The sequence below is a fragment of the Fuerstiella marisgermanici genome, from assembly GCF_001983935.1.
GTDB classification, from domain to species: Bacteria; Planctomycetota; Planctomycetia; order Planctomycetales; family Planctomycetaceae; genus Fuerstiella; species Fuerstiella marisgermanici.
This window is the reverse complement of sequence record NZ_CP017641.1, coordinates 1,571,433-1,596,029: the sequence shown is the minus strand read 5'-3', so window position 1 is coordinate 1,596,029 and position 24,597 is coordinate 1,571,433. Positions and strand designations below refer to the sequence as shown.

Sequence of the window (24,597 nt, the reverse complement as noted above, 5' to 3'; positions counted from 1 at the left end):
CTTCGGCGTCCGCGTGTTTTTTTTTCGTTTGGCTGACCGATCTGGATGTTCGGACTCCGTTGCACGGGCCGATAACTAATGCGATTGGAACGAACCACCGCTCGCAGATTCGTGGATGGTCGCATATCCTTAACCTTTCAGTTTTGTTGTCACGCGACGCGTTGGGAAGGCTGTTATGAAGACTACTCAGAAACATGATGGCCGCGTCGCCAGTTTGACGTTTGCTGAAGTCTATCCGCATTACGTCGCTAAGGTTGAGAAGAAGGGGCGAACTGTTGACGAGCTGCACCAGGTTATCACGTGGCTGACGGGATTCAGCGAGTCCAGGATACGGGAGCTGATAGACGATAAAGTCACGTTTAAGCAATTCTTCGCGAAAGCAAAGCTGAATCCGAACGCGCACCTTATCAAGGGCGTGATCTGCGGCTATAGGATCGAAGAGATTGAGACTCCGTTGACGCAACAGGTTCGCTACATGGACAAATTGGTAGACGAGTTGGCGAAGGGCCGAAAGATGGAAAAGATCTTGCGGACTGCTGAGTGAGCAAGTCGGCGCCGAAATCGATCCGTACGGAATTGGGACCGAGAATGTTGGCTACGTCGGAAGGCGTTCTGACCTGAGATCCTGTCAACTTGACGGCCGTCCTGCGACAGATACGATGGCACCTCGGAAGGTTACGAAAGTCAACCGGGTGAGGCATTGGCGATGGACGACCAGGTTCAGCGATTTCTACATCAGCACTTTCGCCTGACAAGACGACATTTCGTCAAAGCCGGAGTTCTGACGGCCACATCGCTCACTGGCGGGACGTCGTTCGCCGAACAGGACAAAGACGATCCGCGATTGCAGGACGCTCTAAAAAGTCTGGAAACGTGGCTCACGCGGCCGGGCGATTTTCAGGACGTTTCCCGAGGCAAGCCGAAACCGCACACGCTATCTGAAGACGAAAAGAAAAAAGTCGGGCTGACTCGCGACACATGGAAGCTAAACGTCGTTAGTGATCCTGACAACCCGGCCAGCATTCAGCAGCCGCTGGAAGGTGAGACAGCCTTTCGCTTTGATGACCTGATGGAACTCGCCAGGGACCATGCGGTCCGGTTTCCCAAAGTGATGACCTGCCTGAACATAGGGTGCCCGTTGGGGAACGGAATTTGGGAAGGCGTCCCGCTGCGAGAAATCATCTGGCGTACTCAGCCTAAAGAAGACCTGCGGCGAGTTTTCTACTATGGCTACCACAACGACAAGCCGGAGCAGATGTTCCGCAGTTCGTTACCAGTCGGTCGCATTCTGGAAGACCCGTTCGGCTTGCCGCCCGTGATTTTGTGTTACAAGCTCAACGGCGAATGGCTGACATCGGAACGCGGCGGGCCGGTTCGTGTGGTGGTGCCGGAAGCTTATGGTTTTAAGAGTATCAAGTGGTTGAACAACGTCGTGCTGTCGAACCTTCACGCTGCCAACGATACGTACGCCGAAAAGAATAACGATGTCGACAGCCCGCTAAAAACTTTCTGCGCAACCCTGACGGCTCCCACAGACCCCAAGGCCAACGAAGCGATTCCGATCACAGGCTATGCTCAGGTTGGAATCTCCGGGCTGAAGAAAGTGCAGGTCTGGATTTCGAGGCGAGACGAAGAATGGCCGCGCGATGATCCATACTTTACGAAAGCTGATTGGCAGGACGCGACTCTGCTTGCTGCGCCGAAGGAATTCGGCGGAGGCTTGCCGAACGAAATGATTCCTGCGGACACCATGCACTTCGACGACAGTGGTCGACCGAAACAATGGCCGATTCTGTTGTCGAAGGCTCATTGGTGCCACCTGCATCCTGGGCTGCCTGCTGGCAAGTACGTGCTACGCTGTCGCACCGTTGACAACAATGGCCACGCTCAACCCATGCCGCGTCCGTTTCGTAAGTCGGGGCATGCGAAGATTGAAACGATTCGTTTTGAAGTGAGTTAGCTGGCAGGCGGCTTTTCATCCTGCGGTCGGCTCCGCCATTCCTTTTCAACAATCAGCCTCGCACCGCGTCGGTAGGACAAGTAGGACCACGCCCAACTCATCACGACGAACAGGCGGTTTCGAAAACCCGTCAGGTAATAGATGTGGACCACCAGCCACACGACCCATGCGAAGAAGCCGGAAAACTTCCAGCGGCCGACTTCCGTGATAGCTCGGCTGCGGCCAATCGTCGCCATCTGCCCTTTGTCGAAGTACTGAAACTGTTCGCGCGGTTTGCCGTGTAGTTCACGCAGAATATTGGCCGCCAGAAATCGCCCCTGTTGCATGGCCACTGGCGCGATACCGGGGAGTGGTTTTTCGGATTGGTCGAAGTGGGCCTGGTCGCCGGCGACGAAAATATTAGGGTGACCCGGAACGCTCAGGTCCGGCTCAACGATCACTCGCCCAACACGGTCCGTCGGTAGTTTGAGTGTCCTGCCCAGAGGCGACGCTTCCACGCCAGCGGCCCACAAAACGGTTGCAGCCTGAATCGTCTCCGTTCCGACGGAAATGCTGTTGCTACCGATGTTCGTCACCATGCTTGAGGTCCAAACCTGCACGCCAAGCTGTTCCAGGTCGCGAGTCGCTTTGCTGGCGAGCTCGGCGGCAAACATCGGAAGAATGCGAGATCCCGCTTCGATCAGAATGACGCGAGCAAGCGAAGCATCGATGCTGCGGAAATCTTTCGCCAGCGTATAGCGACTCATTTCACCGATCGCCCCGGCCAACTCAACGCCCGTCGGCCCGCCGCCGACCACGACAAACGTCAGCAGTTGCTTTTGCTTAACAGGATCCGTTTCGCGTTCGGCTCGTTCGAATGCTGTCAGAACCCGGCGCCGGATCTCGGTGGCCTGTTCCAGCGTCTTCAGGCCAGGAGCGTACTCTTCCCAATCCGGTTTTCCAAAGTAGCTATGATTGGCACCGCAAGCGAGGATCAGATAGTCGAATCCGACTGCGCCGAAGTCTGCTTGAACTGCATTCTCAGCGAGGTCGACCGAAGTCACTTCCCCCTGCAGGACGCGCACGTTCTTCTGACGCGACAGAATTCCTCGAATGGGTGCTGCGATCTCCGCGGGACTTAGCCCGGCCATGGCAACTTGATACAACAGCGGTTGAAACAGGTGATGATTTCGTCGGTCAATCAAGGTGATCGAAACGTCCGAAGCCTTTCGCAACCCCTTCGCCGCCGCCAGGCCTGCAAACCCGCCGCCAACAATCACGACGCGCACCTTTTCTGCCATTACAGTTTCCTTAATCGTACGACCGTAATTCTATGCTGCTTCATTATGCCGGACAGCTCTTAGAAGAACAGGTTCAGCGGAAACGAGCAATGCTGGAGCCGTTTCTGTATTATGAATAGCTCGCATCCCGATAACCGGAGTCCCGTATGACATTTTCTTTCTATGCTCGCTGTGTCTGCTGGCTGCCGTTGTGCCTCGTTGCGTTCGCTCTGCCCAACGCCAGCGTGAAGGCTCAGGATCCATTGTGGGATGCGACGAATCCAGTGCCTGCAGCCGCCGACTTGCCAGACATCGAGGGCATCGAGTTCCATGTGATCAAAGCTCGGCAGCCCGAGCGTGACGGATTCAACTGGCTGCACGGCGTTGCCTTAGCGTGGCATGGTGAGAAGCTGTTTGCCAGTTTCGGGCACAACAGTGGTAAAGAAAATACTGCCTCCGAAATTGCGAACTACACGGTCAGTGAAGACGGTGGCCAAACGTGGTCGAAGGTGAAACTGATTGATGATGGCAAGGAAGAAGATCTGGCTGTCAGCCACGGCGTGTTCCTCAGACAGGCAAAAACGCTGTGGGCTTTTCAGGGTGCGTTCTATGGACGGATGAAAAAGATCCACACGCGAGCGTATTCTCTGGACGAAGCGTCGGGCCAGTGGCGGTTTCACGGCGTGGTTATCGAAGACGGCTTCTGGCCGATGCAGGAACCTCAAAAAATGCCCGACGGCAACTGGATTATGGCCGGTTTGCAGGTCGTGGAAGGAATCGGAGGCGGCAACAACCCGGCTGCTGTCGCGATCAGTCATGGGAATGACTTTACAAAATGGAGTTTGGTCTCAGTGCCGCGTCCCGCTGCGATGGCGATGTGGGGCGAATCGACCGTGGTTGCAAACGGAAGACACGTCACCAACATTTCGCGGTTTCGCCAGCCCGTCGCACTCGTTTCACGCAGTGCAGATTACGGTCGGACATGGTCGACCATGAAAGAAAGCAATCTGCCGATGACCGCTTCGAAGCCTTACGCCGGAACGCTGTCGACCGGACAAGCCTACCTGATTGGCAACACGACGGCCGATTCTCGGAACCGCCGCTGGCCACTGACGATTACCGTCACTGACCAGGCCGAATGCAGCTTCCGCCGAGTCTTCAAAATTCGCGACGCCGAGCATCCTCACGCCGGCGAATCACATCCCAAAGCGGCGTTGTCGTATCCGTACGCCATCGAACACCAAGGAAAACTGTACGTGGGCTATTCGAACGATGGTGGTCGCGGCGCGAACCGAAACTCGGCCGAGTTGGCGGTTATTCCAGTTACGAGTGTGGCCGGTCGCTGAATATTGTGCGAAACGGAAGACTCTTCGAAATGCTACTGCGGGGGCCTGATATAATGGACTGGTGCCTCCGCTTACTGTGACTGACCGCGATTCCACTTCGATGACCAATGCCGAACGACTCCGACATCTGCCTGCCGTCGACCAGATTCTGCGGCAGCATGACGTCGCCCTCATTTCCGATGCTTACTCGCGTCCTCAACTTATTGCGTGGATCCGAATGGCGGTCGACGAATGTCGTCGCGAAATTCTTCGTGGAGCCAAACTGGACAAGAAGTCGGCGATGCAGTGCGTGATTCGAGGGACGTTGCATCAGTGCCAGCTCGAAGACGGACGGCGGCAGACGTCCGTTATCAACGCCACCGGGATCCTGCTGCATACAAATTTGGGGCGAGCTCCCCTGGCAGCTCGAGCGATCCAGCGGATGGTGCAGTCCGCCGGATATGCCAACGTCGAAATGGATTTGCGTTCGGGCAAACGCAACCATCGCGGCGAACGAATTTTCGATCTTCTGGCGCAGCTAACCGGTGCCGAAGACGCTGTGGTTGTCAACAACTGCGCGGCCGCCACGATTTTGGTGCTGCAGGTCATGGCGGCTGGCAAAGAGGTGATTGTTTCGCGAGGGCAGTTGGTGGAAATCGGCGGCGGCTTCCGGCTGCCGGAAGTCTTCGCCGCGTCCGGGGCCGTTCTGCGGGAAGTCGGTACAACCAATCGAACGTATCTTCGCGATTACGAACACGCGATTGGTGAAAACACGGGAGCGATTATCCGAGTTCACCGCAGCAACTTTTTTCAGGGCGGTTTTGTGACCGAACCTGACATTGCCGAATTGATTTCGCTGGGAAAGCAACGCGGTGTGCCAGTCATCGACGATCTCGGCAGCGGCTGCATCAAGGATCTGTCGAAGTTCGGTTTAAAAGAACCCGCAGTCACTGACAGCGTCGCGGCCGGCGCAGATCTGGCGTTGTTTAGCGGCGACAAACTCTTCGGTGGTCCTCAGGCAGGCATCGTCGTTGGCAAAGCCAAACTGGTGAAATTACTCCGCCGACACCCGATGATGCGAGCTCTACGGACCGACAAGATGACGCTGGCCGCCATCGAAGCAACGGCAGAAATTCACCTTTCCGGAAACCCGATGCAGGAACTGCCTTTGTTGCAGATGCTGTCGAAGACGGTCGCCGACGTTCGCACGGATTGCAAACGTGTGCTGGAACGACTGCCAGCAGCCGTGGCGAATCGCATCGAAATCTGCGAATGCACGTCGTCTGTCGGCGGAGGTTCAGTACCGGGATCGCAGATCGCCAGCTGTGGTTTGGTGCTTAATGTTGAAAACAACGACGCCGTCGCGAAGAGCTTTCGTACCGGTAGCCCAGCTGTGGTGCCTCGCATCCACAATGACGCAATCATGCTGGATCTAAGAACCGTCGACGCAACGCAATTGGATGCACTGGCCGTTCGCGTCGAAGAATGTCTCACGCCAGGCCAGTAGGTCGGCAGCAGTGTTAGAGAACCGGAAAGCGAAGCCTTGCAGATCGAACAACGTCTCGCCAGTCGCCATCTTGTTCTGCTGGGCATCGGGCACACCAATGCGCACATCGTGAGGCAATGGGGCATGAACCCAATCGCCGACGTCGACCTGACTTGTATTTCTGATAGAAGCGTCGCCACATATTCCGGCATGCTGCCCGCCGCGCTGGCTGGCCAGATTCCTACCCGCGACATGGAAATTGACCTCGTGCGACTGTGCGCGTCCGTCAATGCGAGGCTGATTATCGGCACTGTCACGGGGCTCGATTCTAACAGGCAGGTCCTGCACTTCGCTGATCGCCCGTCCGTGCCATTTGACGTTCTGTCCGTCGGCATCGGTTCCGTGCCCACCGACGATGGAGTGCACATCGAAGGCGATTCGCTGATCCGAATCAAGCCGATGCAAACGTTTCTACAGCGGTTAGACGTCACCGTCAATAAAGCGTTGAAGCGGCGAACGAGCATGGAAGTCACGCCCCGCTCTGGCGAACACAATGCAGGTCAGACTTCACCTGCTCCACTCAAAATCGTCGTTGTCGGTAGCGGCGCTGCCGGAACGGAAATCACGTTCTGTCTTCCGGGCTTTATTCAAAGCAAAACGGACGTCCCGTTCGAACTGCAAATTGTCACTCGCAGCGACGCCATTCTTCCAGGAGTCACGTCCGGGCTGCGTGATCGAGCGGCCGCGGAGCTAAAGCGTCGCGGTGTTGCCGTGCATCGCAACGCGACGATCACTCATGTCGATGACACAGCCGTAACATTGCAGGACGGTCAGAAGATAGTGGCGGATATTGTAATTTGGGCCACGGGAGCCAGTCCGCCGGAATTGCTTTCGCAATTGAATCTGCCTCTGACGGGTTCCGGATTTCTGGCCACCGAAGCCAACCTGCGGTCGACGTCGGGAGCGCCGATTTTCGCCGTTGGTGACACAGGTTCGATTGTTAGCGAAAAGGTGCCCAAGGCCGGCGTCTATGCCGTGCGTCAGGGGCCCGTGCTGTGGGACAACATTAAAGCTTTGTTGGCCGCGAAGCCGCTCAGTAACTACGAACCGCAATCATCGTTTCTGAAGCTGTTGAACACTGGCGACGGCAAAGCGATCGGCGAATGGAAAGGCTTCAGCTTTGGTGGCCGCTTCGCCATGAAGCTGAAGCACTATATTGATTCGAAGTTCATGAAGATGTACCAGGTGTCTGGCAGCATGAAAGCAGACACTGACATGATGCAATGCAAGGGCTGCGGCTGCAAACTCGGCAGCCAGACGTTGAACACCGCGCTCCGCAGTTCATTCGCTTTGAACGAAGCCGCGTCCGCTTCCGAGATAACTACTGCAGCGGATCAACAGTCAAACATCGATCAAGCCATTCCTGCTGACGACGCGGCCGTCATCACCACCGATGGCGGCCGCATTATCGCGACTACCGACTTCTTCACGAACCCCGTGAACGATGCTTTCCTGTTCGGGCGCATCGCCGCGTTGCACTCAGCCAGCGACATCGTCGCCATGGGAGCGACCGCGACGGCCGCTCTTGCCAACGTCGTGCTGCCGGAAGGCGACACGGCGGCTCAGCAAACCGCGTTGCACGACTTCCTTGCCGGAGCACGCCACGAATTCGCACAGATGAACGCGGACATCGTTGGCGGCCACACCATCGTCGGCCCTCGCTGGGAAGCCGGCTTCACCGTCATCGGCAACCCACCCGCGACTCCGTTGCTGCAGAAGGGAAGTCTGCAAATCGGCGACATGTTGTATCTGACAAAACCGCTCGGCATCGGAGTGCTGCTGGCCGCTCACATGCGAAGCCAATGTGCCGCTCGCGACTACGAATCGCTGATCGCCGCCATGCTGCAGCCGCAACACATGTTGGCGAAACTGGCGACTGACTGCGGCATCACGGCCGCAACCGATGTCACGGGTTTCGGCCTCGCTGGGCACCTTGTCGAAATGCTGCAGGCCAGCCACCAGTCCGCCACGCTCAACCTAAAGGATCTGCAATTACTTCCCGGCGCCGCAGCGGCATTCGACGCAGGTATCGAAAGCACGCTGGCTCCCAATAATCGAGCCGTCGAGCAACACCTTACGGCGGCTGCGGATGTCCAGTCACGCCCCGAATACAGAGCCCTCTTCGATCCTCAAACCTGCGGTGGTCTGTTGTTGGGCGTTCCAAAGCCGTTAGTGCAGAAATTCGAAACGGCAATGGTCGAGGCGGACCTCACAACCGCGATCGCCATCGGCGAAGTCGTCAACAAACAGCCGAATAGCGTGCTGATCCAGACGACGTAACACTCGCTTCACGGCAAAAAATGGAGATGCGCACTCCTGCAAATCCGCCGCTACCCGCTCGTCGAGGAGCCCGTAATCTGAGCCGTCTTTTGCCGAGCTGGACCACGACGGACACATGGACAGCTTTTACTGCCATCACGCCTTCCAGCGTCGTGGACTCGTCTCAGCCGTATTGAACGCAGTCGCCAAGGAACCTCGAAGTCTGAACCTCCCCGAACTGTCCCCCGAAGGCAGCCTCACCGGAATCGCGTTCTTCACGTCACGCGGTTTTCGAATCGAGAAGCATATCACGAACACTGTATGCAGTGAGTCAGCGGAACCGTTTCATGTCCGAAAGAGGTTGTGTGATGGTTCCCAGTCTGTTCCGAACTCAAAGCCGCGGGCCACAACTGCATTACTGGTTTCCATTACAGATCGATTTCAGTATCGTGCAGTCGCTTGAGCATTCGGAAGTGATTGCGATCTGGTGATCGTCGCGGTCTTCAAAAGCGATTGGGTATATCCACGTGGCACCCGAAACCCGCAATTTCGCTCGCGAAGTGGGTGGATGCCTGTTTTCTGTGTTTCGCGAATACGTTCCGTTACGAGTCGAAATGAGTCCTTGAGGTAGTACGTACTACCGTTGACTCTGACCGCATTGACTGTTCGATGTGTGTTCCTCCGCAGTGCGTATTGATAAATCGCCCCGCTTAATCGACAATCGCCCCATAGGTTCGACCTGCTGCAAGCCACTTAAGGAACGAATTGCCATGATGGATCGACAACTGTCCTCTCAAAAGTTCATTATTTCAATGGTGATGGCGAGAGCAGCATCTCGAACGCTTTTTATAGTGTCCTGTTTGACGTTGGCGAATCCAGCGTTTGCCGCAGACTCTGTTCAGATTTTGGGCGACGCTTCATTGTTACCACAGTTGCTGGCAGGAATTGATGCATCCTACAATCAGTATCCGCGTGGGCGTATGGCGTATCGGGTACAGGTGGCCTCCCGTGAGGCAGACGCTTGGGACGATCTGCGTATCGTTTTCACTTGGTCGGGTGACCTTCGGTCGTGGGTCATCAGTGGCCAGAGCTTTTCGAAAAACATCAAAAATCGCGATTTGCCCGAGGGGTTACTCATTGAGCGAAAGGGCAAGCATGTCGTTTATGCACGCCGACGTGTGTACTCATACAACCCTGTCGCAGGAGGGGGGAGAGGAGCTCTCGCGGACAATCCGAGACCACTGGAAGGCCGATGGCCACTGGAGTGTCTGGCTCACCCTCAGGATCATTGGTTTAGCTACCGCCCTCAAGGACGGACGTGGTCCGAGTATCTGGACGCAGCAAGGATAGGAAAATATGTTGCTTCGATCGAAGTTAAGCAGATGGACCATCGCGTGCACATTTCGCGAATTTCTCACAGTGGAGCGCATGCGGAGATCACCTTCTCGATGGACCACGGTGGTAACGTGACGAAGTGCGTTAGGCACCCAGTGCCAAGATCAGGTAAGGAAGTAGTGATCACGGAATACGAATGGGTAAAACACGACGAAGGCCTTTGGCGTTTAGGACGGTTGGCGGTTTGGACGAAGCCTGAGGTGTCTACGGATGGACCGGAACGGAGATATCAGTTCGACATTGAATCGTTCGATCCAGACCCTAAATTCTCGGACGGACACTTCACATTAGCCGGGATGAACGTAAAGAAAGGGGCGGTGGTCTCTAGGCGTGACATCACGCTTGATTAATTGTCGTGGGGCGAGGTGCGGAACCGGACGCACTACTGAAACTTGAGCGATTCCTGACCGTGACATTATTACGACTGTCAATCTTGTCCTTTCTTCGTTTTACCCCCTCATGTACTGCCTCAGACCGCGGATTGGTCACAACGGCTCGTCGGTAGATTCTGTGGCCTTTCCGCTTACAACCTGCTCGCTTAGCGTTCCCTTTTCAGAAATGCTAAGCCACTCTTTGCGTTGACCTGATAAGCGAAGATTCTTCGAGAATGCGAGTTGAAGTTCTGATTCGGGCACTCCCATTTCAGTGAGCAACAGAACTCGCAACATTATATTTAGCTTATGTGCCGCCCAGTGAAGTTGCCCCCCCTGTAGCACACACTTTTTGTTCGAGTAGTGGGTGTAGTAGTTACGCGTCTTGACAACATTGTTATTGTTCACGAACGTGTCCGCATCCACTGAGAACAGTTCGAGCGTCTTCGGATCGAGAGAAGAGAGCTTCTTGAAGATTTTTCTACTCAAATTGTGGCCGTTAGCCCTTCCGAGGGCTTCAATTCGAAGCTTCGCGACGAGTTTCTAAACGTTGAGGAATTTGAAAGTGTTCGTGATGCGGTGCAGATGACAAAACAGTTTCAACGTCAGTACAACGAAGTCCGTTCCCACAGCGCGTTGGACTACCAGACACCGAATGAGTATGCAGCCTTCGGTTCGAGCTCGACAGACGGGAGCCGCCCCGACCACCTTCGCCATCACCTCGACCTGAGCTCCGCATTGAAGGCCGAGGCGACAGCGAAGGCGGACGGGGCTCAGCACAACCGATTTGGGAAATTGTTCACTACCAATGTCAGACGAAAACTCTCATAACCACTGGACCTAAACTCGGGCGCGGGCCAACGGTCGTTGGCGATGTTGCAAGCTCACAGGGCGATCACAATTAAGGACGCCGCGATGGGTGACGACCACTGTCGGATTCGTGTGAGGCTGTGCGAGTGAGTCTATTTGGCATTCTGCGAAACTCGGCCAACAACTTTTGCGAGTCCGCAGAGTCCCCAGCGGCGGTGTAGACCACCGAGAAAGCCGCCGTGAAGTCAACCACTTCCTGTGAGTTAATCTCTTTGCTCTTGAGTCGCCGTGGCAACAAATGCACTGTCCCTTGACATAACTGAACGACTTGGTAGGTTGGCTGAACCAGATATGCCCTAGGTGCTTCTGCAAATGTTTGCCAGGAAGCGTTGTGGCAGCCTGTCTACGTAAAGGGGCACATTTATGACCTACCATCGCAGTGGCGTTTTCTTAATCCCCTTAGTATTCCTGATGTATGGGTGTGGTTCTCAGTCTTCAGTTCTCACTCTTTACTCAGACTCTTGGGAACCGGTAGAGGTTGACTTGTCTGGCAACACTCTTGTCTGCGGCACAGCAACTTGGTGTCCGTTCTGTCGACAATTTCGGGACTTCGTGAATGATGACAGAATTGCATCTAAGTTGGGCGACCTTGACGTGATTCTCCTCTTAGAGGACGAGTGGCCGTTCGTTCAGACGCAGCTGGAGGATCAATTGAGTCCAGACGACGCTGCGGCCCAAATTGCGGAACTCAAAAGTGCCGTTGGTGGTGGCCCTTTGTACGATCCCAGTTTTCTGGACTCGTGGAATGGCAAGTACTATCTGGTCAAAGATTCAAGCGGGTTGAGTATTGGATCCGTCCCGTCCGTTTTGAACGTTAAGAACCTAGAGTTCGACGGTCATCCCACCCAATGGCTTGCGGCCAATACCAATATTTCGTCTTCTCTCATTGAAAGTGTCTGGGAAGAACATTCGCCATAATCACGCTAAACAAGGGGGCCTGTTTTGACTGCTAAACCACGTAAAGCTCAAGTGAGTCGGCAGCGACTCTGCAGCGTTAGCTACTTCGCGATTCTGTTCTTAATCGCAGCGTGTTCCAGTGGGTCTATCGGCTGTGGCGGGTCAAATGCTGGGGCTAGCGGTAGCTCGTCCAACTCCCGACTTGGCAGTGGGCCAATAGAGTGTGTCCCAAATTTTGTGTTGAAACCAGGCAAGCCACGTTCCACAGCGTCGTCGAACGGAAATTCTCTAGACGCGAAACGTTTTCCTGGACTCAAAGCTAAGACAAAAGACGTATCTTCTGGAGATGCCCTTCTGGTCCGTCGTTCTTCTCTAGCGAAGTCCGAGTCATTTGAGGAAATCAGGAATCACCGCGGTCACCTATGCCTGCTCGATTCAAGTAACGATTCTTCGTTTGCTCTTTCGTTGGGGCGAAGAATCGCCACAGTAAACACGATTGCGATTATTCCGGAAACAGAATCGGCGATCCGCCAAGTGTTCCACCTCAGCACTAACTCGAATCTTGAGTTGGCGATGCGTCGCATGGGAGCGGCTAAAAGACGGTGGGAAAATTTGGAAAACGTTTCGGTGATCTCAGAATCGGGCGCAACGCGTCAAGCGTCGTTGCTTCAATCGAAAATTCGAGAGAGTTCATCGCAGGGCAGCCTTACGATCGTTTTTGGCCACAATGAAAATGGCTACTTACGCTTCCCCGACAGGTCGAAACTTGAAATTGCTGCCTTATATCGCGAGGCCAATCGGAACGGATCGCAAGTTGTCATTTTGTCCTGCGAAACGGCCAAGCACATCAGGAATGCAGACGGTATCGCGACGACTAAGAGGTTGGAATTTATCGATACGGCGGAGGCGATTACGGCCGTCGAGAAACGATTGCGGCAGTCAGAGGGATCTCTCACGCTAGGAGAGGTTGTTCAGACCATCGAGGCGTCTATGAATCGAAGCAGTGGAAGGAGCGGGAGACGCATTAAGGTCGCAGTTTCGTCTGGCGGCGTAAGTGTTCTTATACTTCTAATACTTGAATTACTTACAGATGACGACGAAAGCAACGAGGATTAACGCGGATGACTGACCGATCTGCTAAGAGTGACAAAATGCCTGTTGTTGGTACTCAGCTGCAGCACGTTGCGGACGTCTTTCACGCCCACAGACAGCCGCTAGATGCTGGTGGCGACGAGGACGAGACTGACAAGAAGCTTAGATTAGCTCAAGAATATTCCCGCGTGGTCATGCAAATCATCGTGTCGCTGCTCATCCTGTTCGGCGGATTTATTCTGTTATGCTTTTCTTCTGATGACACGCTCCGTAAGCCGGCATTCGGTGTGATAGGAGTTGTTGTTGGCTACTGGCTCAGATGATGCCAAGCCCAAGCCGAAACTCGACAGCGGCAGCTTGGTTGTTGTTCGGATGCTTGTAACGGGTGAGCGATCGACACACGAGGCTGGCCCGTAGTCACTCCGCTAGCCAGTCGGCCAGCTTCCTGAGGAAGACGCCATCCCCAATGTCGGAGGACCTCGCGTTGTGGGCTAGGGCCTCGTAGCAGGCCAGCTTGTCCAGATTGGTGCCGACTTCTTCGAATTCCACGTCCGTGCCAGCCTACTCCCGTGCTGGCCCGTAGTCTCTCGGTCAGCTCGCCTGCAATTTCTCTGAGAGTAGCCTGTTTGACGTCAGACGGAATTGGCTGCAGACTTTTCGTCACGCTCGTCTTGAGCCGTCTCGCGAAAAGTGGCGTTTGGCTTCTCTTGTGGAAAGAGCGGCATACTCAGCAGCCTCGGCGGGAATCTGGACTGACGTGCGGCCACACGCATTTCACCCCACAGCATAAATGCTTTGCCCCTCACCTTGATAGCTGCCGTAAACGTGCTGATAAACGGTGTCGCACTTCTGTTCGTACAGTTCCGGCGTATACGCTCGGGGGAGTTCGTCGAGGACCGTCTTCACCGTGGTGTAAACGTCGGCTCGAGTGCGTTGCTTCTTTCGCCAGTCCAGGACCAGCATCGCTTCCTTGAGCGTCTGTAGCAGCGTCCGAGCGACCTTTTTGACTTCCGCTTTCTCCGCGTCCGTTATGTCAAACTCAGGTTTGGTAAGTATGAAGTCTTCCACTTCGTTCTGCTGTTGCGACACGATCACCGCCATGTCGGTCTGATTCATCAAGTCGATCTGCCGTTGCAGTTCCGGGCGGACCAGTTCATCGGCCATAGCTAATTCAGCCTGCAACCCGCCAAGGTACGCCTTCCAATACTTGCGAACCTTGTCGTGCAACTTGACTGCCGTCACCTTGTCGATGCAGATGACCATGCCCTTGCCGCTTTGTTTGCGGCCCATGAAGTGAGCCACAACATCTTCGGCGACTTTCTCCAGGCGGTCGTCGCGGGTGATTAGATGGTACTCTCGAGCAAACTCTCGCTCCAACTTCTGTTCCTGCTCTGCATCGAGTTCCGCTGCTTCGATCAAGGCCTCCAGTTCTACGTTGAAGTTGTCCTTCTCAAGTTGAAGTTCCGAAATGCGGTTCTCGTAGAACAGCGAGACGGTCGCCCCGTCTTCGATTGATTGCTGAAAATTGTAGATGCTGACGTAATCGCCGAAGACGTCTTTGGTCTTTTCTTCGCCTGCCATCAACGGTGTGCCCGTAAAGCCGATGAATGCGGCATTTGGCAGAGCGTTCCGCATATAGAGAGCAAACGTGTCGTACTGGCTTCGGTGAGCTTCATCGGTCATCACGATGATGTCACTGCGATCGGACAACAGTGGGAATGGTCCCGTCGGCTTCCATCCCTTTCGAGCACCCTTCGGTCGTTCATGACCGAACTTCTTAATCAGCGTGAAGATGAATCGGTGATCTTCCGTGAGCAGTTGTCTCAGTTCTGCCCCGCTACATGATTCATTGATCCACAATTTTCTACGCTATTAGGCGTGGAATCAACGGTGTTCGGCGACAATTAGTCGTTCGGTTCGCGCTGCGTCACTGAAAGCGCTACTTTCGTAGAGTGGTTGCCTCAACCAAGAGTTACCGAAATCGGTATCGGGGAGGCCTTCCATGAACGACGTCGTCAGTATTTCATCGCGGCACGAAGTGGTCGCGGCATTGCGTTTGCGTTATCAGGTTGCACGTAAGTTGGACAAGTCAAAGATTCTTGATGAGTTTGTCGCCTTGACCGGCGTCCATCGGAAGCATGCAATTCGACTTTTGAATCGAGATCCCGAGTTGCACGTGAGCCCAAATACAAAGCAGGGCCGGAAGGTCTACGACCTGGCAGTTCATGAGGCATTGGTTGTCGTTTGGGAGGCTGCCGATCGGATCTGCGGCAAGCGCCTGAAGTCCGTTATGCCGCAGTACGTGGAATCGATGGAGAGGCATGGTCACGTGACGCTTGCTTCTGAGGTTCGACGGAAACTGCTGGCCGCAAGCGCTTCAACTCTGGATCGACTGCTGAAGCCCAATCGTGACGTCGCCAGAAAACGAAAGAAGAAACGTACGCGGACGAAGTCTGCACAGGCAGTCAAGGTTAAGACGTTTGCGGACTGGAATGAGCCCGATCCGGGGTATACCGAAATTGACTTTGTGGTCCATTGCGGTGGGCAACCGGCTGGCGAGAAGATCCATAGCCTGGTGATCACTGATGTCTGTTCCGGCTGGACGGAAGCTGTGCCATTGCTGGCGCGAGAACAGTCTCTTGTTGTCGAAGGACTGACTGTGCTCGCTCGGCAGATTCCGATGGCGATTCGAGGAATTAACTCCGACAATGACAGTGCGTTCATCAACGAGACGTTAATTTCATACTGCGAGCAGCAGGAAATCGAATTCACTCGTTCACGACCATACAAGAGCAACGATCAGGCGTGGATCGAGCAGAAGAACGGCGCGATCATTCGCAAATTTGTTGGGTCAGAGCGGTTTTCCGGCATCGTCGCCGGTCAGACTCTGGGGGCTCTTTACCAATCTGTGCGACTATACGTGAACTACTTTCAGCCATCGTTCAAACTGCTGTCAAAGCACCGCGATGGCTCGAAGTTGAAACGGAAATTTCAAAGTCCGAAAACTCCATGCGATCGATTGCTTGATCATTCAAAGATTTCTCGGGAGCAGAAAGAAATTCTCCGTGCGACACGAGACGCGCTCGATCCGGTTGAACTGTTACATCGTATTCGAGAATGCCAGGCGGCATTGGCGAGTCTGTCTGGCACAACAATCGATCATCCCGACACAAAGTCACTGGCCGAGTTTCTTTCTGAGCTCCCGACTCTGTGGATGACCGGTGATGCGCGGCCGACTCACCGGCAACAAGCGACGAAGCCACGAGACTATCGGACACGAGTGGACCCGTTCGTGAACGTATGGCCTCAGATTCTGGAGTGGCTTGAACAGCAGCCCGACGTCACGGCAAAGGCACTGCTGGAACGTCTACAGAACGAGTATCCGGATGAGTATTCGGACGGATTGTTGCGGACACTTCAGCGTCGCGTGAAACAATGGCGACAGGTTATGGCGAAGAAAATGGTTTACGCCTGCCTGGAAGACGCCGACATTCCATCGATGTCGATACCGAAAACGGAGCCGGAAAACGGAGCCGGGGGCCAGCCCCCAAACCCCCGAGATTTTCGAGGCATCAGCTCGGGTGTTCAAAGATGACGAATCGATGTGTTACGATTCCGTCAGTCAGTGAAACAGAAGTGAGCGCTGCGGAGACGCAACTCACCAGGGATAGCTGACTCGACGGTGCGTCAAAGCGCCGGAGGCTCCTGGGCACGTCTCAGGAGCCTCCATTACCATCAAATCAATCTCATGATTTCGGTAACATTTTGTGTTGAGGCAACGAGATCGGGAAAACTAATTGTCGCTAAACAAGAATGTCTTTAATCGCAACATAGGGCCTTGGAAGTCTTGAGCAATTCGTCCTCTTGCAGAATCCGGAGCAAGGGGACGGATTGAAGCCAACATTTCATAGCGGTACAATGGCACACGTAGTTCGGTGCTTCCGCCTGCCCAACTGGTAGGTCCCTCACGCGATTGGAGACAAGTGAAATGAGTAAAGGAAAAGTCGGTGTTATTGGAGCGGGTGTGATCGGGCTTTCATGGTCGGCGGCTTTTGCAGCCAGTGGCTACAACGTCGTAGTGTCGGATCCGCGTGACGATTTGCAGGACGCGTTGGACAAGTTCATCCCAATGTTTGTCCCGCAAGTGCCAGGGTTTGATGGTGATGTGGCCGAAGCGGTTGCTCGTGTGAAACCGGCCAGCTCGTTGGCCAATGCGGTCGAAGGTGCTGTGGCGGTTCAGGAAAATGGTCCTGAAACGCCGGACTTCAAGCAAACCATTTTCGCTCAATTGGAAGAAGTCGCGCCGACCGATTGCCTGTTCCTTTCGTCCAGTTCTGGAATTCCGCCAGCTGTACAAGGTGAAAAGCTAAAAGACCCCAATCGCATTGTGATTGGTCACCCGTTTAACCCTCCCCACATTTTGCCGCTGGTCGAAGTCGTCGGGAGCGAAAACACGCCGGAGGACCTGGTCAATCGCACACTCGGTTTTTACAACGACTTGGGCAAGAAGGCCGTGCGACTTCACAAGGCAGTGCCTGGCTTCGTCGCTAATCGGTTGCAGTTTGTTTTAGTTGACGAAGCCGTGCGACTGGTCGAACAGGGTGTCGTCAGCGTGAAGGAATTGGACGAAATCGTGGAAGCATCACTTGGCATCCGCTGGGCGTCCATTGGTCCGTTATTGGCAGGCAACTTCGGCGGTGGCCCCGGCGGTTTGCGACACATCCTGGAGCATGTCTTCTCGGCGTTGGCCAAGGGAATGGGACGGGAAGTCTACAGCAGCGAACTGGTCGAGAAACTGGGCCAGCAGTGCGATGAAGCTTATCCCCAAGACAAGCTGGGACAGTTGGCCGCCGTTCGCGACGCTCGGCAAAGCGCCATCATTGCCGACCACCAGAAACACCCGCTGAACACGTAGTCTTCAAGACGAGAAAATGCCATGAGTGATCGAAAGCTGTACGTATTAGAACCTGGCCAGGCACGCATCGTGATGTGCGATGAGGATGGCCAGAATGCAGAAACATTCGTCGGCGACTTGAAGCTGATCCCCGATGGCATTGTCATCGACAAAGAAGCGGGCGTTGCCTACTTCACACAGATGGGTGTTCCCAACATGGAAGAGCAGACGGCTTACGGCGACGACGGCACGATCTGGAAAGTCAGCATGGATGGATCGGGGCTGACGAAGTTGGTCGGCGATGGCGGCACGCGAACACCGAAGCAGATTACGCTCGATAAAAAGAACGGCAAACTCTACTGGGGCGACCGCGAAGGCTTGCGTGTCATGCGCTGCAACACCGATGGCAGCGAGTTGGAAGCTGTCGTCAAAACCGGCAACCTGCCCGACGACCAGAGCGATCAAAAACGATGGTGCGTTGGCGTCGCGGTCGATGCAGAAAACGGCTGTTTCTATTGGTCCCAGAAAGGTGACGATGATGGCGGCACGGGCGTGATCTGTCGAGCGAAGATCGACATGTCTGCGGGCGAAGATGCCGCCAGTCGCAGCGATGTCGAAATTCTGTTCGACCATCTTCCCGAACCGATCGACTTGGAGCTGGACATGAAGAACGGCTACTTTTACTGGACGGACCGAGGCAATTTGCCGGGTGGGAATTCGGTTTGTCGCGCCAAAGTCAGTGCCGATGGCAGCATGTCTCGTGACCACGACGTTATCGTCGAAGGCACGGGCGAAACGATCGGCGTCGCGTTCGATCACGACGCGGGCGAAATGTTCATTACTTCGCTCACCGGCGAACTGTACAAAGCCAAAATCGAAGGAGGCAAGCCAGAACAGATTGGCAAGTTCACAATGCTGACCGGCCTGGCGGTCGGCTGAGCGACCCACGGCATTCTTAGACACAAATTTTCTGTTAACAACGACGATATTACTCGGGAGAGATCAATGTCTCAGCAACGGCAACCTTACGATGGCATTCGCATCGCAGAACGCTCGAATCTCCTTACCGGTCGACTGATTGGCCAAATGTTTGCCGACCAAGGTGCGACCGTCTACGTCGAACGAGCCGATGACTATTCGGCCGACGAACACGACGAGTACCTGGACCGCAACAAGATCGCCGTTGCACCAAGTTCGCTGGACGATACCCACACGATGGATGTCATCATTGTCGATGGCAGCGACCAGGTGCCTCGTCTGCCCGGACAAACGGTGCTGCACGTGGTCGCCGCACTTCCGGGTGACGAAGTTTATGGCCACCTGCCCGACGATTGCAGCGAAGACTTGCTCAACGCGCTGGTCGGATTCTTCACCGACATGGCGACCACCGGGAAACTGCTGGGCCGACCGGTGACCTATACGCCGCTGCCGCTGTGTTCGATCTATGCGGCGGTCACGGGAGCCAATTTGGTCGCAGCGGCTTTGTTCGACCGCCAGCGGACGGGACAGGGCCGTGACTTGTGGACTTCACGGTTGGCGGGCGGCGTTTCGGCGATCGGGTCTCTGGCGATGAAGGTCGAGGGACTTCCGGAGCACCTGCGGCCGGTCGATGTGACCGGTGGCAGTCCCACGTCGATGACCAAAGAAGAGTTCATGCAACTGATCGAGTCGGCAAAGAACGATCCCGAAAAAGAACTGTGGCTTGAACAACAACTGATCCCGCTGGCGTCGCCTTACGAAACGTCCGATGGGCGGCTCGTGATGCCGCTTGGTGCGATCAATCGACGCTTGTGCGAGCGGCTTTTGAAAGAGCTGGGAATCTACGACAAGGCGATTGAGCGGGGCATGGTGGACGTCAACCCGTACCGCGCAGAGAACCTGAAGCACCGAGGCAAGAACTTGGCAGAAGGCGTCAGTTTGACGTTCGAGAATTCGTCGTGGCTTGCCGGCGAGCTTGCCGAGGCATTCAAACAGAAGACGGCTGCCCAATGGGAGCAACGGTTGGCGGGCGAACTGAAGATCGCGTTTGGTGGACTCAATTCGTGGCAACAGTGGAAAGAAAGTTCGGCGGCTCATGCCGCGAAAATCTTCGCCAAAGTCGAAGGGCATTCGCGGCCGCAGATCGGACGCGTTGGCTGGATCGACAGCGCCCAGCCGTATCCGCCGCTGCAGGCAATGACGCGCGGACAAGTCGAGGGGTCAGCCAGTCGCGATTTGGCGCAAAGTTCTGACCAATCACCGCACCATCGTCCGCTCGAGGGCGTCAAGGTGGCCGACTTCACCAACGTGATCGCCGGCCCCAACAACGGGCGAATGCTGGCCGAGTTGGGAGCGACTGTTTACAAGATCGACCAGATCAATCCGCTGCACAGCCCGACGGTCATGTTGGAGTACCCGGGCGAATCGGCGGCGGGCAAAGAATCGCTGATCCTTGACATGGAAACCGACCAGGGCCGCGAAATCATGAACAAGATCGTGGCTCAATGCGACATCGTGCTGGCCAATAAAATGGAGGCTCAATGGGAACGCATGGGGCTGGGCCGCGAGACGCTTGATAAGCTAAAACCCGGCATCATTCAGCTTGCCTTGGGAGCACACTGGGGCGAGTGTGCGGACCAACCGCATCACAACTATCCCGGCTACGATCCGGTTTTGCAGGGAGTCACCGGCCTGATGACGCGATTCGGACGCGAGGGTTGCCCGGCGATGCACGGCGTCGCGTCCTGTGTTGATTACCTGTGTGGCTACCTCGGTGTCTGGGCAGGCCTGGCCGCGCTCTATCAGTCTGTCGTGGATCGCTCCGCGCTCCACGGTGCTACGACCAACGACGCGCAAACCAACGACGCGCAATCCAAGCCACGGCCATCGGACCACGCCGCCAGCAGCTTGGCGGTTGCGGCGACGTTGACGCAATGCTTGCTGCAACAGTCCGACGAACCGGCGTCCGCCCGAGGCACCGAAGCGACTGGGATGACAGCGGGTGCTCGGGTGTATCAGCTTTCCGACGGTTGGATTTTTGCTCAAGCCGATTCGGATCTGAGTTCCGATTTGCAGTCCCTGACCCGTGACGCCGCCCTTGCGATGCTTGCCGAACGAAACGTTCCCGCCGTTCCGGTGCAGACGTGTCACGAAGTCTCGGCGATTCACGAAAAGAACCCCACGCCAACGATTCACGTCGAACGTCGTGGCACCGATGGCTACTCGGCCAACGTGTTCTTAGCAACCTGGTTCGCCGCAGAAGAAGGCAAACCGCTGCTGTCGCCTCATCCGCCTCATCAAGTAGGCTCCGACGCGACCAACGTTTTAAGTGAACTCGGGTATTCGGAATCCGATATCAAGAACCTTATCGCTGGCAACATCGTCGGAGAACCCGAGTTCGCAAATTCAACCAGACCCTAGTTTTGTAGAGCGTCCGTAAGTTCAGTTCCGTTCTGTTCAGTTCAGTTTCGTTCAGTCTCGTTCAGTTCCATTCCGGCCATCACTGGCATGTCCCCAACAGGAATTAGAAAAATGTTTCACATCGAAGAAGTGGAATCCGACAAGTACATCGAAGTCCGTTTGACCGGCAAGTTGACCAAGGAGGCATACGATGAATTTGTCCCTTTGGCGGAAGAGCAGATCAAGGAGCGTGGCAAGGTGCGGATGCTGGTGGTGATGCACGATTTCCATGGCTGGGACATGGCGGCGGTTTGGGAAGACACCAAGTTTGGCTTTCGACACTTTCGCGACATCGAACGACTGGCGATCGTCGGCGAATCGCAATGGGAAAAGTGGATGACGCTTGTTTGCCGTCCCTTCACGATGGCCAAAATCAAGTACTTTGACGCCAGCGAAGTCGATGCGGCTCGAGCGTGGATGGAGCAGGACCATATTCCGCTCAGCCACCAGTGGATTGAGTCCAAGCGGATTCTTGTGCTTCAGCCATCCGATCCGCTCACGTCCAGTGATTTTGAACAGGTGGCTCAGGAAGTCGATCCGATCATTGAAAGCGGCGGACCTCTTGGCGGGTTGATGGTCGAAGCGAAGTCGTTTCCCGGTTGGGCGAACCTATCGTCGATGTTTTCGCATTTCCGATTTATTAAGAACCATCACCACGACATCAAGCGAGTCGCGTTGGTCACCGACGACAGCGTCTTGAGTCACCTGCCGTCGCTAGCCGATCACTTCGTCGCCGCGGAACTGAAGCACTTCGATCACGCCGACAAAGCGACCGCCATGGACTGGCTGGCCGAAGCAGAGCAGGCCACCTAAAGCATCGCGTCGCTCGGACGCACAAATTCAAACTCAATCACAAACAGAAGTTCTTACTCTCACTTGAAATAGGAATCCTAAAACATGGCGACACTCACTGTATTGAAATTTGACGACTCAGACGGAGCCACGCAGGCACTGGAAAAACTTGAAGAGTTGCAGAAGCAATCGTTAATTAAAGTCGTCGATGCGGCGACCGTTTCGTGGCCGCAGGGCGCGAAAAAACCCAAAACCAAGCAGGCGTTGGACATGACCACGATTGGTGCGCTTGATGGTACGTTTTGGGGACTGTTGTTCGGGATGATATTTTTCATGCCGATCATGGGTGCCTTAATCGGAGCCGCCGCTGGCGCGATTGGCGGCGCGTTCACTGACTTTGGGATCGATGATCGGTTTATCAATGACGTGAAGGGTAAAGTGACCGAAGGGACCTCGGCTCTGTTTCTGATGTCCACCGATGCCGTTGAGGACCGTGTGACCGAAGCGTTTTCGTCGATGAATGTTGAAGTTCTCGCGACCAACCTGTCGGTCGAAGCGGAACAAAAGCTTAAATCAGCGTTCCAGCACTAAGCGAACCCGGAACATCATCGTGACGCTGGCTGCCCGGCGTGCGTAAAACGACGAAGAAATCCTCTGATCCGTGGGGGGGGGGCCGGCACGGGCAGTCTCCCTGACAATTAAACAACATCCAGGACAAACGACTTGGCGATTCCAGAATCACGCTTCCAGACCATGAAAATGAAAATGAAACAACTACCTTCGTTCCCGGCATTCTTTTTTTCCGTTTTGCTGCTGGCCTCCGCTTCCCTGCAAGCGCAAACGACGGACTCGGCCAGCCAAAAGGCGGCTCCCGCTTCGGTATTGATCAACAACGCTCGCATCTTTGACGGCAACGCAGACTCGCTGTCGGCACCGATGTCCGTGCTGATCGAAGGCGACAAGATCAAAGCGATCGGCGCTTCATTGGATTCCCCTGAAAACGCCAATGTGATCGACGCGGGCGGGCGAGTTCTGACGCCTGGATTCATCGACTGCCACACGCACATCATGTTGCAGGTGACTCAGATGGAAGGCCTGTTCAGCGATGAGTTCGCATTTGCGTACCGTTCGATCCCGACGGCCGAAACAATGTTGATGAACGGGTTCACGTCGGTCCGCGACGCTTCGGGAAACTCGTTCTCGCTCAAGGCGGCGATTGATCGCGGGCTCGTCGACGGTCCTCGAATCTATCCCTCGGGACCAATGATCAGCCAAACATCGGGACACTCGGACTTTCGTTCGGATGCCGACAAGAGTCAGCTAATTGGTGGCGGCAAGAGCACGTTTGAGCGATACGGAATGGCGGTGACCGCCGACGGCCGAACGGAAGTTATGAAAGCCGTTCGCGAAAACCTTCGGCGCGGCGCATCGCAAATTAAACTGGCGGTCAGCGGCGGAGTCACTTCTTCGCACGATCCGCTTTACGTGCAGGAATTCACGGCTGACGAAATCAAAGCGGCCGTGCAGACGGCGGAAGATTACGGCACCTACGTGCTGACTCACGCTTACAATCCCAAGGCGATCCAACGGGCCATCCATGCCGGAGTGAAATCTATCGAGCACGCGAATCTCATCGACGAAGAGACGCTGCGATTGATGAAAGAGAAAGATGTGTGGCTTTCTCCGCAGGTATCCATTTACAGTTACTATCCGCCCGGTTTTGATGCGGATCGCAAGGCGAAAATGGATAGAGCGTTCAACGGGCTCGATACGATGTTCCGTGCCGCAAAGAAGATCGGTATCAAGAAGATCGTCTTCGGAACCGACATCATTTCTTCGCCCGAGCAAGTGCGTGGCATGAACCACGAATTCACTCACCGAACAAAATGGTTCAGCAACGCCGAGATCCTGCAACAGGCGACCGGACGAGCTGGCGAATTGCTGGCCCTGTGCGGGAAACGCAATCCGTATCCGGCAAAGCTAGGAGTGATTGAAGAAGGGGCTTACGCCGACATCCTGCTGATCGACGGCAACCCGCTGGAGGACATCGAAGTGCTGACCGAGCCAAAAAAGAATCTCGCGTTGATCATGAAAGGCGGAAAGGTGTTCAAGAACGCGATCGAGTAACTTTTGTCGTGGATCACTCCGCGATCCACAACGGACATCCGCGACGCGAGGAAAGGAAACCATGGAAGTTGTTAGTCACATGATTGTCAGAACGTCCCCTGGCAAACGAGACGCTGCGATCCAGGCGTACCGAAAGCGAGGCACCTTGCGCGAGTATGCCGGTCTGTCGGCATCGTTTCAAGATGCGTTGACACTAGCCATAAGCAATTGCAGTGAAGACATTTGCGGAGTGAATGTTCACACTGCTTGGTCGTATGAATGTTTGCTCGCGGAGTCCGCCAGAGCTGGGCATTCAAAATATCAAACGTGACTAAAAATCGATCTGCAATTGCGAAACCGACGCCGTTGATGTCGCAAGATCGGCGACTTGAG

General features: G+C 55.1%; 21 protein-coding genes and 1 pseudogene. 18 read left to right on the top strand and 4 right to left on the bottom strand.

Going from position 1 to position 24,597, the window contains the following annotated elements; genetic code table 11:
- Positions 1–175 precede the first annotated feature (175 nt).
- Both Fuma_RS06080 and Fuma_RS06075 read left to right on the top strand, forming a co-directional pair.
- A complete protein-coding gene (locus Fuma_RS06080) occupies positions 176–544 on the top strand; it encodes a DUF2200 domain-containing protein (RefSeq protein WP_077023348.1) in 369 nt (122 codons plus the stop codon).
- A gap of 162 nt (positions 545–706) precedes the next feature.
- Positions 707–1,960, top strand: a complete 1,254-nt coding sequence (locus Fuma_RS06075) for a molybdopterin-dependent oxidoreductase (protein WP_077023347.1) — start codon at positions 707–709, stop codon at positions 1,958–1,960.
- Here the strand turns inward: Fuma_RS06075 and Fuma_RS06070 are convergent.
- On the bottom strand, positions 1,957–3,240 hold the full coding sequence (locus Fuma_RS06070; RefSeq protein ID WP_077023346.1) for an NAD(P)/FAD-dependent oxidoreductase: 1,284 nt from the start codon (positions 3,238–3,240) through the stop codon (positions 1,957–1,959). The two genes, Fuma_RS06075 and Fuma_RS06070, sit on opposite strands and share 4 nt — an antisense overlap.
- A gap of 146 nt (positions 3,241–3,386) precedes the next feature.
- On the opposite strand from Fuma_RS06070, the gene Fuma_RS06065 reads away from it, so the two are divergent.
- The 5 genes from Fuma_RS06065 to Fuma_RS06045 all read left to right on the top strand — a co-directional run bounded on the left by Fuma_RS06065 (position 3,387) and on the right by Fuma_RS06045 (position 10,094).
- The gene (locus Fuma_RS06065; RefSeq protein WP_077023345.1) at positions 3,387–4,565 is read left to right on the top strand and encodes an exo-alpha-sialidase; all 1,179 of its coding nucleotides are present in this window, start codon (positions 3,387–3,389) and stop codon (positions 4,563–4,565) included.
- Positions 4,566–4,626: 61 nt separating this feature from the next.
- A complete protein-coding gene (gene selA / locus Fuma_RS06060) occupies positions 4,627–6,051 on the top strand; it encodes an L-seryl-tRNA(Sec) selenium transferase (protein ID WP_145944010.1) in 1,425 nt (474 codons plus the stop codon).
- Between the two features lie 36 nt (positions 6,052–6,087).
- On the top strand, positions 6,088–8,370 hold the full coding sequence (gene selD, locus Fuma_RS06055) for a selenide, water dikinase SelD (protein WP_077023343.1): 2,283 nt from the start codon (positions 6,088–6,090) through the stop codon (positions 8,368–8,370).
- Positions 8,371–8,696: 326 nt separating this feature from the next.
- Positions 8,697–8,840, top strand: coding sequence for a hypothetical protein (locus Fuma_RS35145; RefSeq protein ID WP_158520867.1), 144 nt, complete (start codon positions 8,697–8,699; stop codon positions 8,838–8,840).
- Positions 8,841–9,119: 279 nt separating this feature from the next.
- Complete coding sequence (locus Fuma_RS06045; RefSeq protein WP_077023341.1) at positions 9,120–10,094, top strand: hypothetical protein; 975 nt, start codon at positions 9,120–9,122, stop codon at positions 10,092–10,094.
- Between the two features lie 135 nt (positions 10,095–10,229).
- Here the strand turns inward: Fuma_RS06045 and Fuma_RS06040 are convergent, their stop codons facing one another.
- Positions 10,230–10,604: a HEPN domain-containing protein gene (locus tag Fuma_RS06040; RefSeq protein WP_077023340.1), complete on the bottom strand. Its 375-nt coding sequence runs from the start codon at positions 10,602–10,604 to the stop codon at positions 10,230–10,232.
- A 3-nt stretch (positions 10,605–10,607) separates the two neighbouring features.
- Here Fuma_RS06040 and Fuma_RS36775 point away from each other — a divergent pair, with 3 nt between their 5' ends.
- The 4 genes from Fuma_RS36775 to Fuma_RS06020 all read left to right on the top strand — a co-directional run bounded on the left by Fuma_RS36775 (position 10,608) and on the right by Fuma_RS06020 (position 13,297).
- The gene (locus tag Fuma_RS36775) at positions 10,608–10,946 is read left to right on the top strand and encodes an integrase core domain-containing protein (RefSeq protein ID WP_077023339.1); all 339 of its coding nucleotides are present in this window, start codon (positions 10,608–10,610) and stop codon (positions 10,944–10,946) included.
- A gap of 690 nt (positions 10,947–11,636) precedes the next feature.
- Positions 11,637–11,903, top strand: a complete 267-nt coding sequence (locus tag Fuma_RS06030) for a hypothetical protein (protein ID WP_145944009.1) — start codon at positions 11,637–11,639, stop codon at positions 11,901–11,903.
- A gap of 219 nt (positions 11,904–12,122) precedes the next feature.
- Complete coding sequence (locus Fuma_RS06025; RefSeq protein ID WP_145944008.1) at positions 12,123–12,998, top strand: hypothetical protein; 876 nt, start codon at positions 12,123–12,125, stop codon at positions 12,996–12,998.
- 5 nt (positions 12,999–13,003) lie between these two features.
- On the top strand, positions 13,004–13,297 hold the full coding sequence (locus Fuma_RS06020; protein ID WP_077023336.1) for a hypothetical protein: 294 nt from the start codon (positions 13,004–13,006) through the stop codon (positions 13,295–13,297).
- A 451-nt stretch (positions 13,298–13,748) separates the two neighbouring features.
- Here Fuma_RS06020 and Fuma_RS36770 read toward each other — a convergent pair whose 3' ends face one another.
- Positions 13,749–14,006 carry a type I restriction enzyme endonuclease domain-containing protein gene (locus Fuma_RS36770; RefSeq protein ID WP_479687115.1) on the bottom strand — a complete coding sequence of 86 codons (258 nt, stop codon included), beginning with the start codon at positions 14,004–14,006 and terminating at the stop codon, positions 13,749–13,751.
- Positions 14,001–14,813 (bottom strand): annotated as a pseudogene (locus Fuma_RS06015) (DEAD/DEAH box helicase); the annotation flags it as partial. The gene Fuma_RS36770 and the pseudogene Fuma_RS06015, both read right to left, overlap by 6 nt.
- A gap of 163 nt (positions 14,814–14,976) precedes the next feature.
- On the opposite strand from Fuma_RS06015, the gene Fuma_RS06010 reads away from it, so the two are divergent.
- The 7 genes from Fuma_RS06010 to Fuma_RS05980 all read left to right on the top strand — a co-directional run bounded on the left by Fuma_RS06010 (position 14,977) and on the right by Fuma_RS05980 (position 24,225).
- A complete protein-coding gene (locus Fuma_RS06010) occupies positions 14,977–16,569 on the top strand; it encodes an integrase catalytic domain-containing protein (protein ID WP_077023307.1) in 1,593 nt (530 codons plus the stop codon).
- Positions 16,570–16,962: 393 nt separating this feature from the next.
- The gene (locus tag Fuma_RS06005; RefSeq protein ID WP_077023334.1) at positions 16,963–17,889 is read left to right on the top strand and encodes a 3-hydroxyacyl-CoA dehydrogenase NAD-binding domain-containing protein; all 927 of its coding nucleotides are present in this window, start codon (positions 16,963–16,965) and stop codon (positions 17,887–17,889) included.
- 21 nt (positions 17,890–17,910) lie between these two features.
- Positions 17,911–18,807 carry a YncE family protein gene (locus tag Fuma_RS06000; RefSeq protein ID WP_077023333.1) on the top strand — a complete coding sequence of 299 codons (897 nt, stop codon included), beginning with the start codon at positions 17,911–17,913 and terminating at the stop codon, positions 18,805–18,807.
- Between the two features lie 66 nt (positions 18,808–18,873).
- On the top strand, positions 18,874–21,267 hold the full coding sequence (locus tag Fuma_RS05995) for a CoA transferase (protein WP_077023332.1): 2,394 nt from the start codon (positions 18,874–18,876) through the stop codon (positions 21,265–21,267).
- Between the two features lie 111 nt (positions 21,268–21,378).
- Positions 21,379–22,119, top strand: coding sequence for a SpoIIAA family protein (locus tag Fuma_RS36765; RefSeq protein WP_077023331.1), 741 nt, complete (start codon positions 21,379–21,381; stop codon positions 22,117–22,119).
- A gap of 84 nt (positions 22,120–22,203) precedes the next feature.
- The gene (locus Fuma_RS05985) at positions 22,204–22,689 is read left to right on the top strand and encodes a DUF1269 domain-containing protein (RefSeq protein ID WP_077023330.1); all 486 of its coding nucleotides are present in this window, start codon (positions 22,204–22,206) and stop codon (positions 22,687–22,689) included.
- 174 nt (positions 22,690–22,863) lie between these two features.
- Positions 22,864–24,225, top strand: a complete 1,362-nt coding sequence (locus tag Fuma_RS05980; RefSeq protein WP_077028136.1) for a metal-dependent hydrolase family protein — start codon at positions 22,864–22,866, stop codon at positions 24,223–24,225.
- Positions 24,226–24,597: the final 372 nt, after the last annotated feature.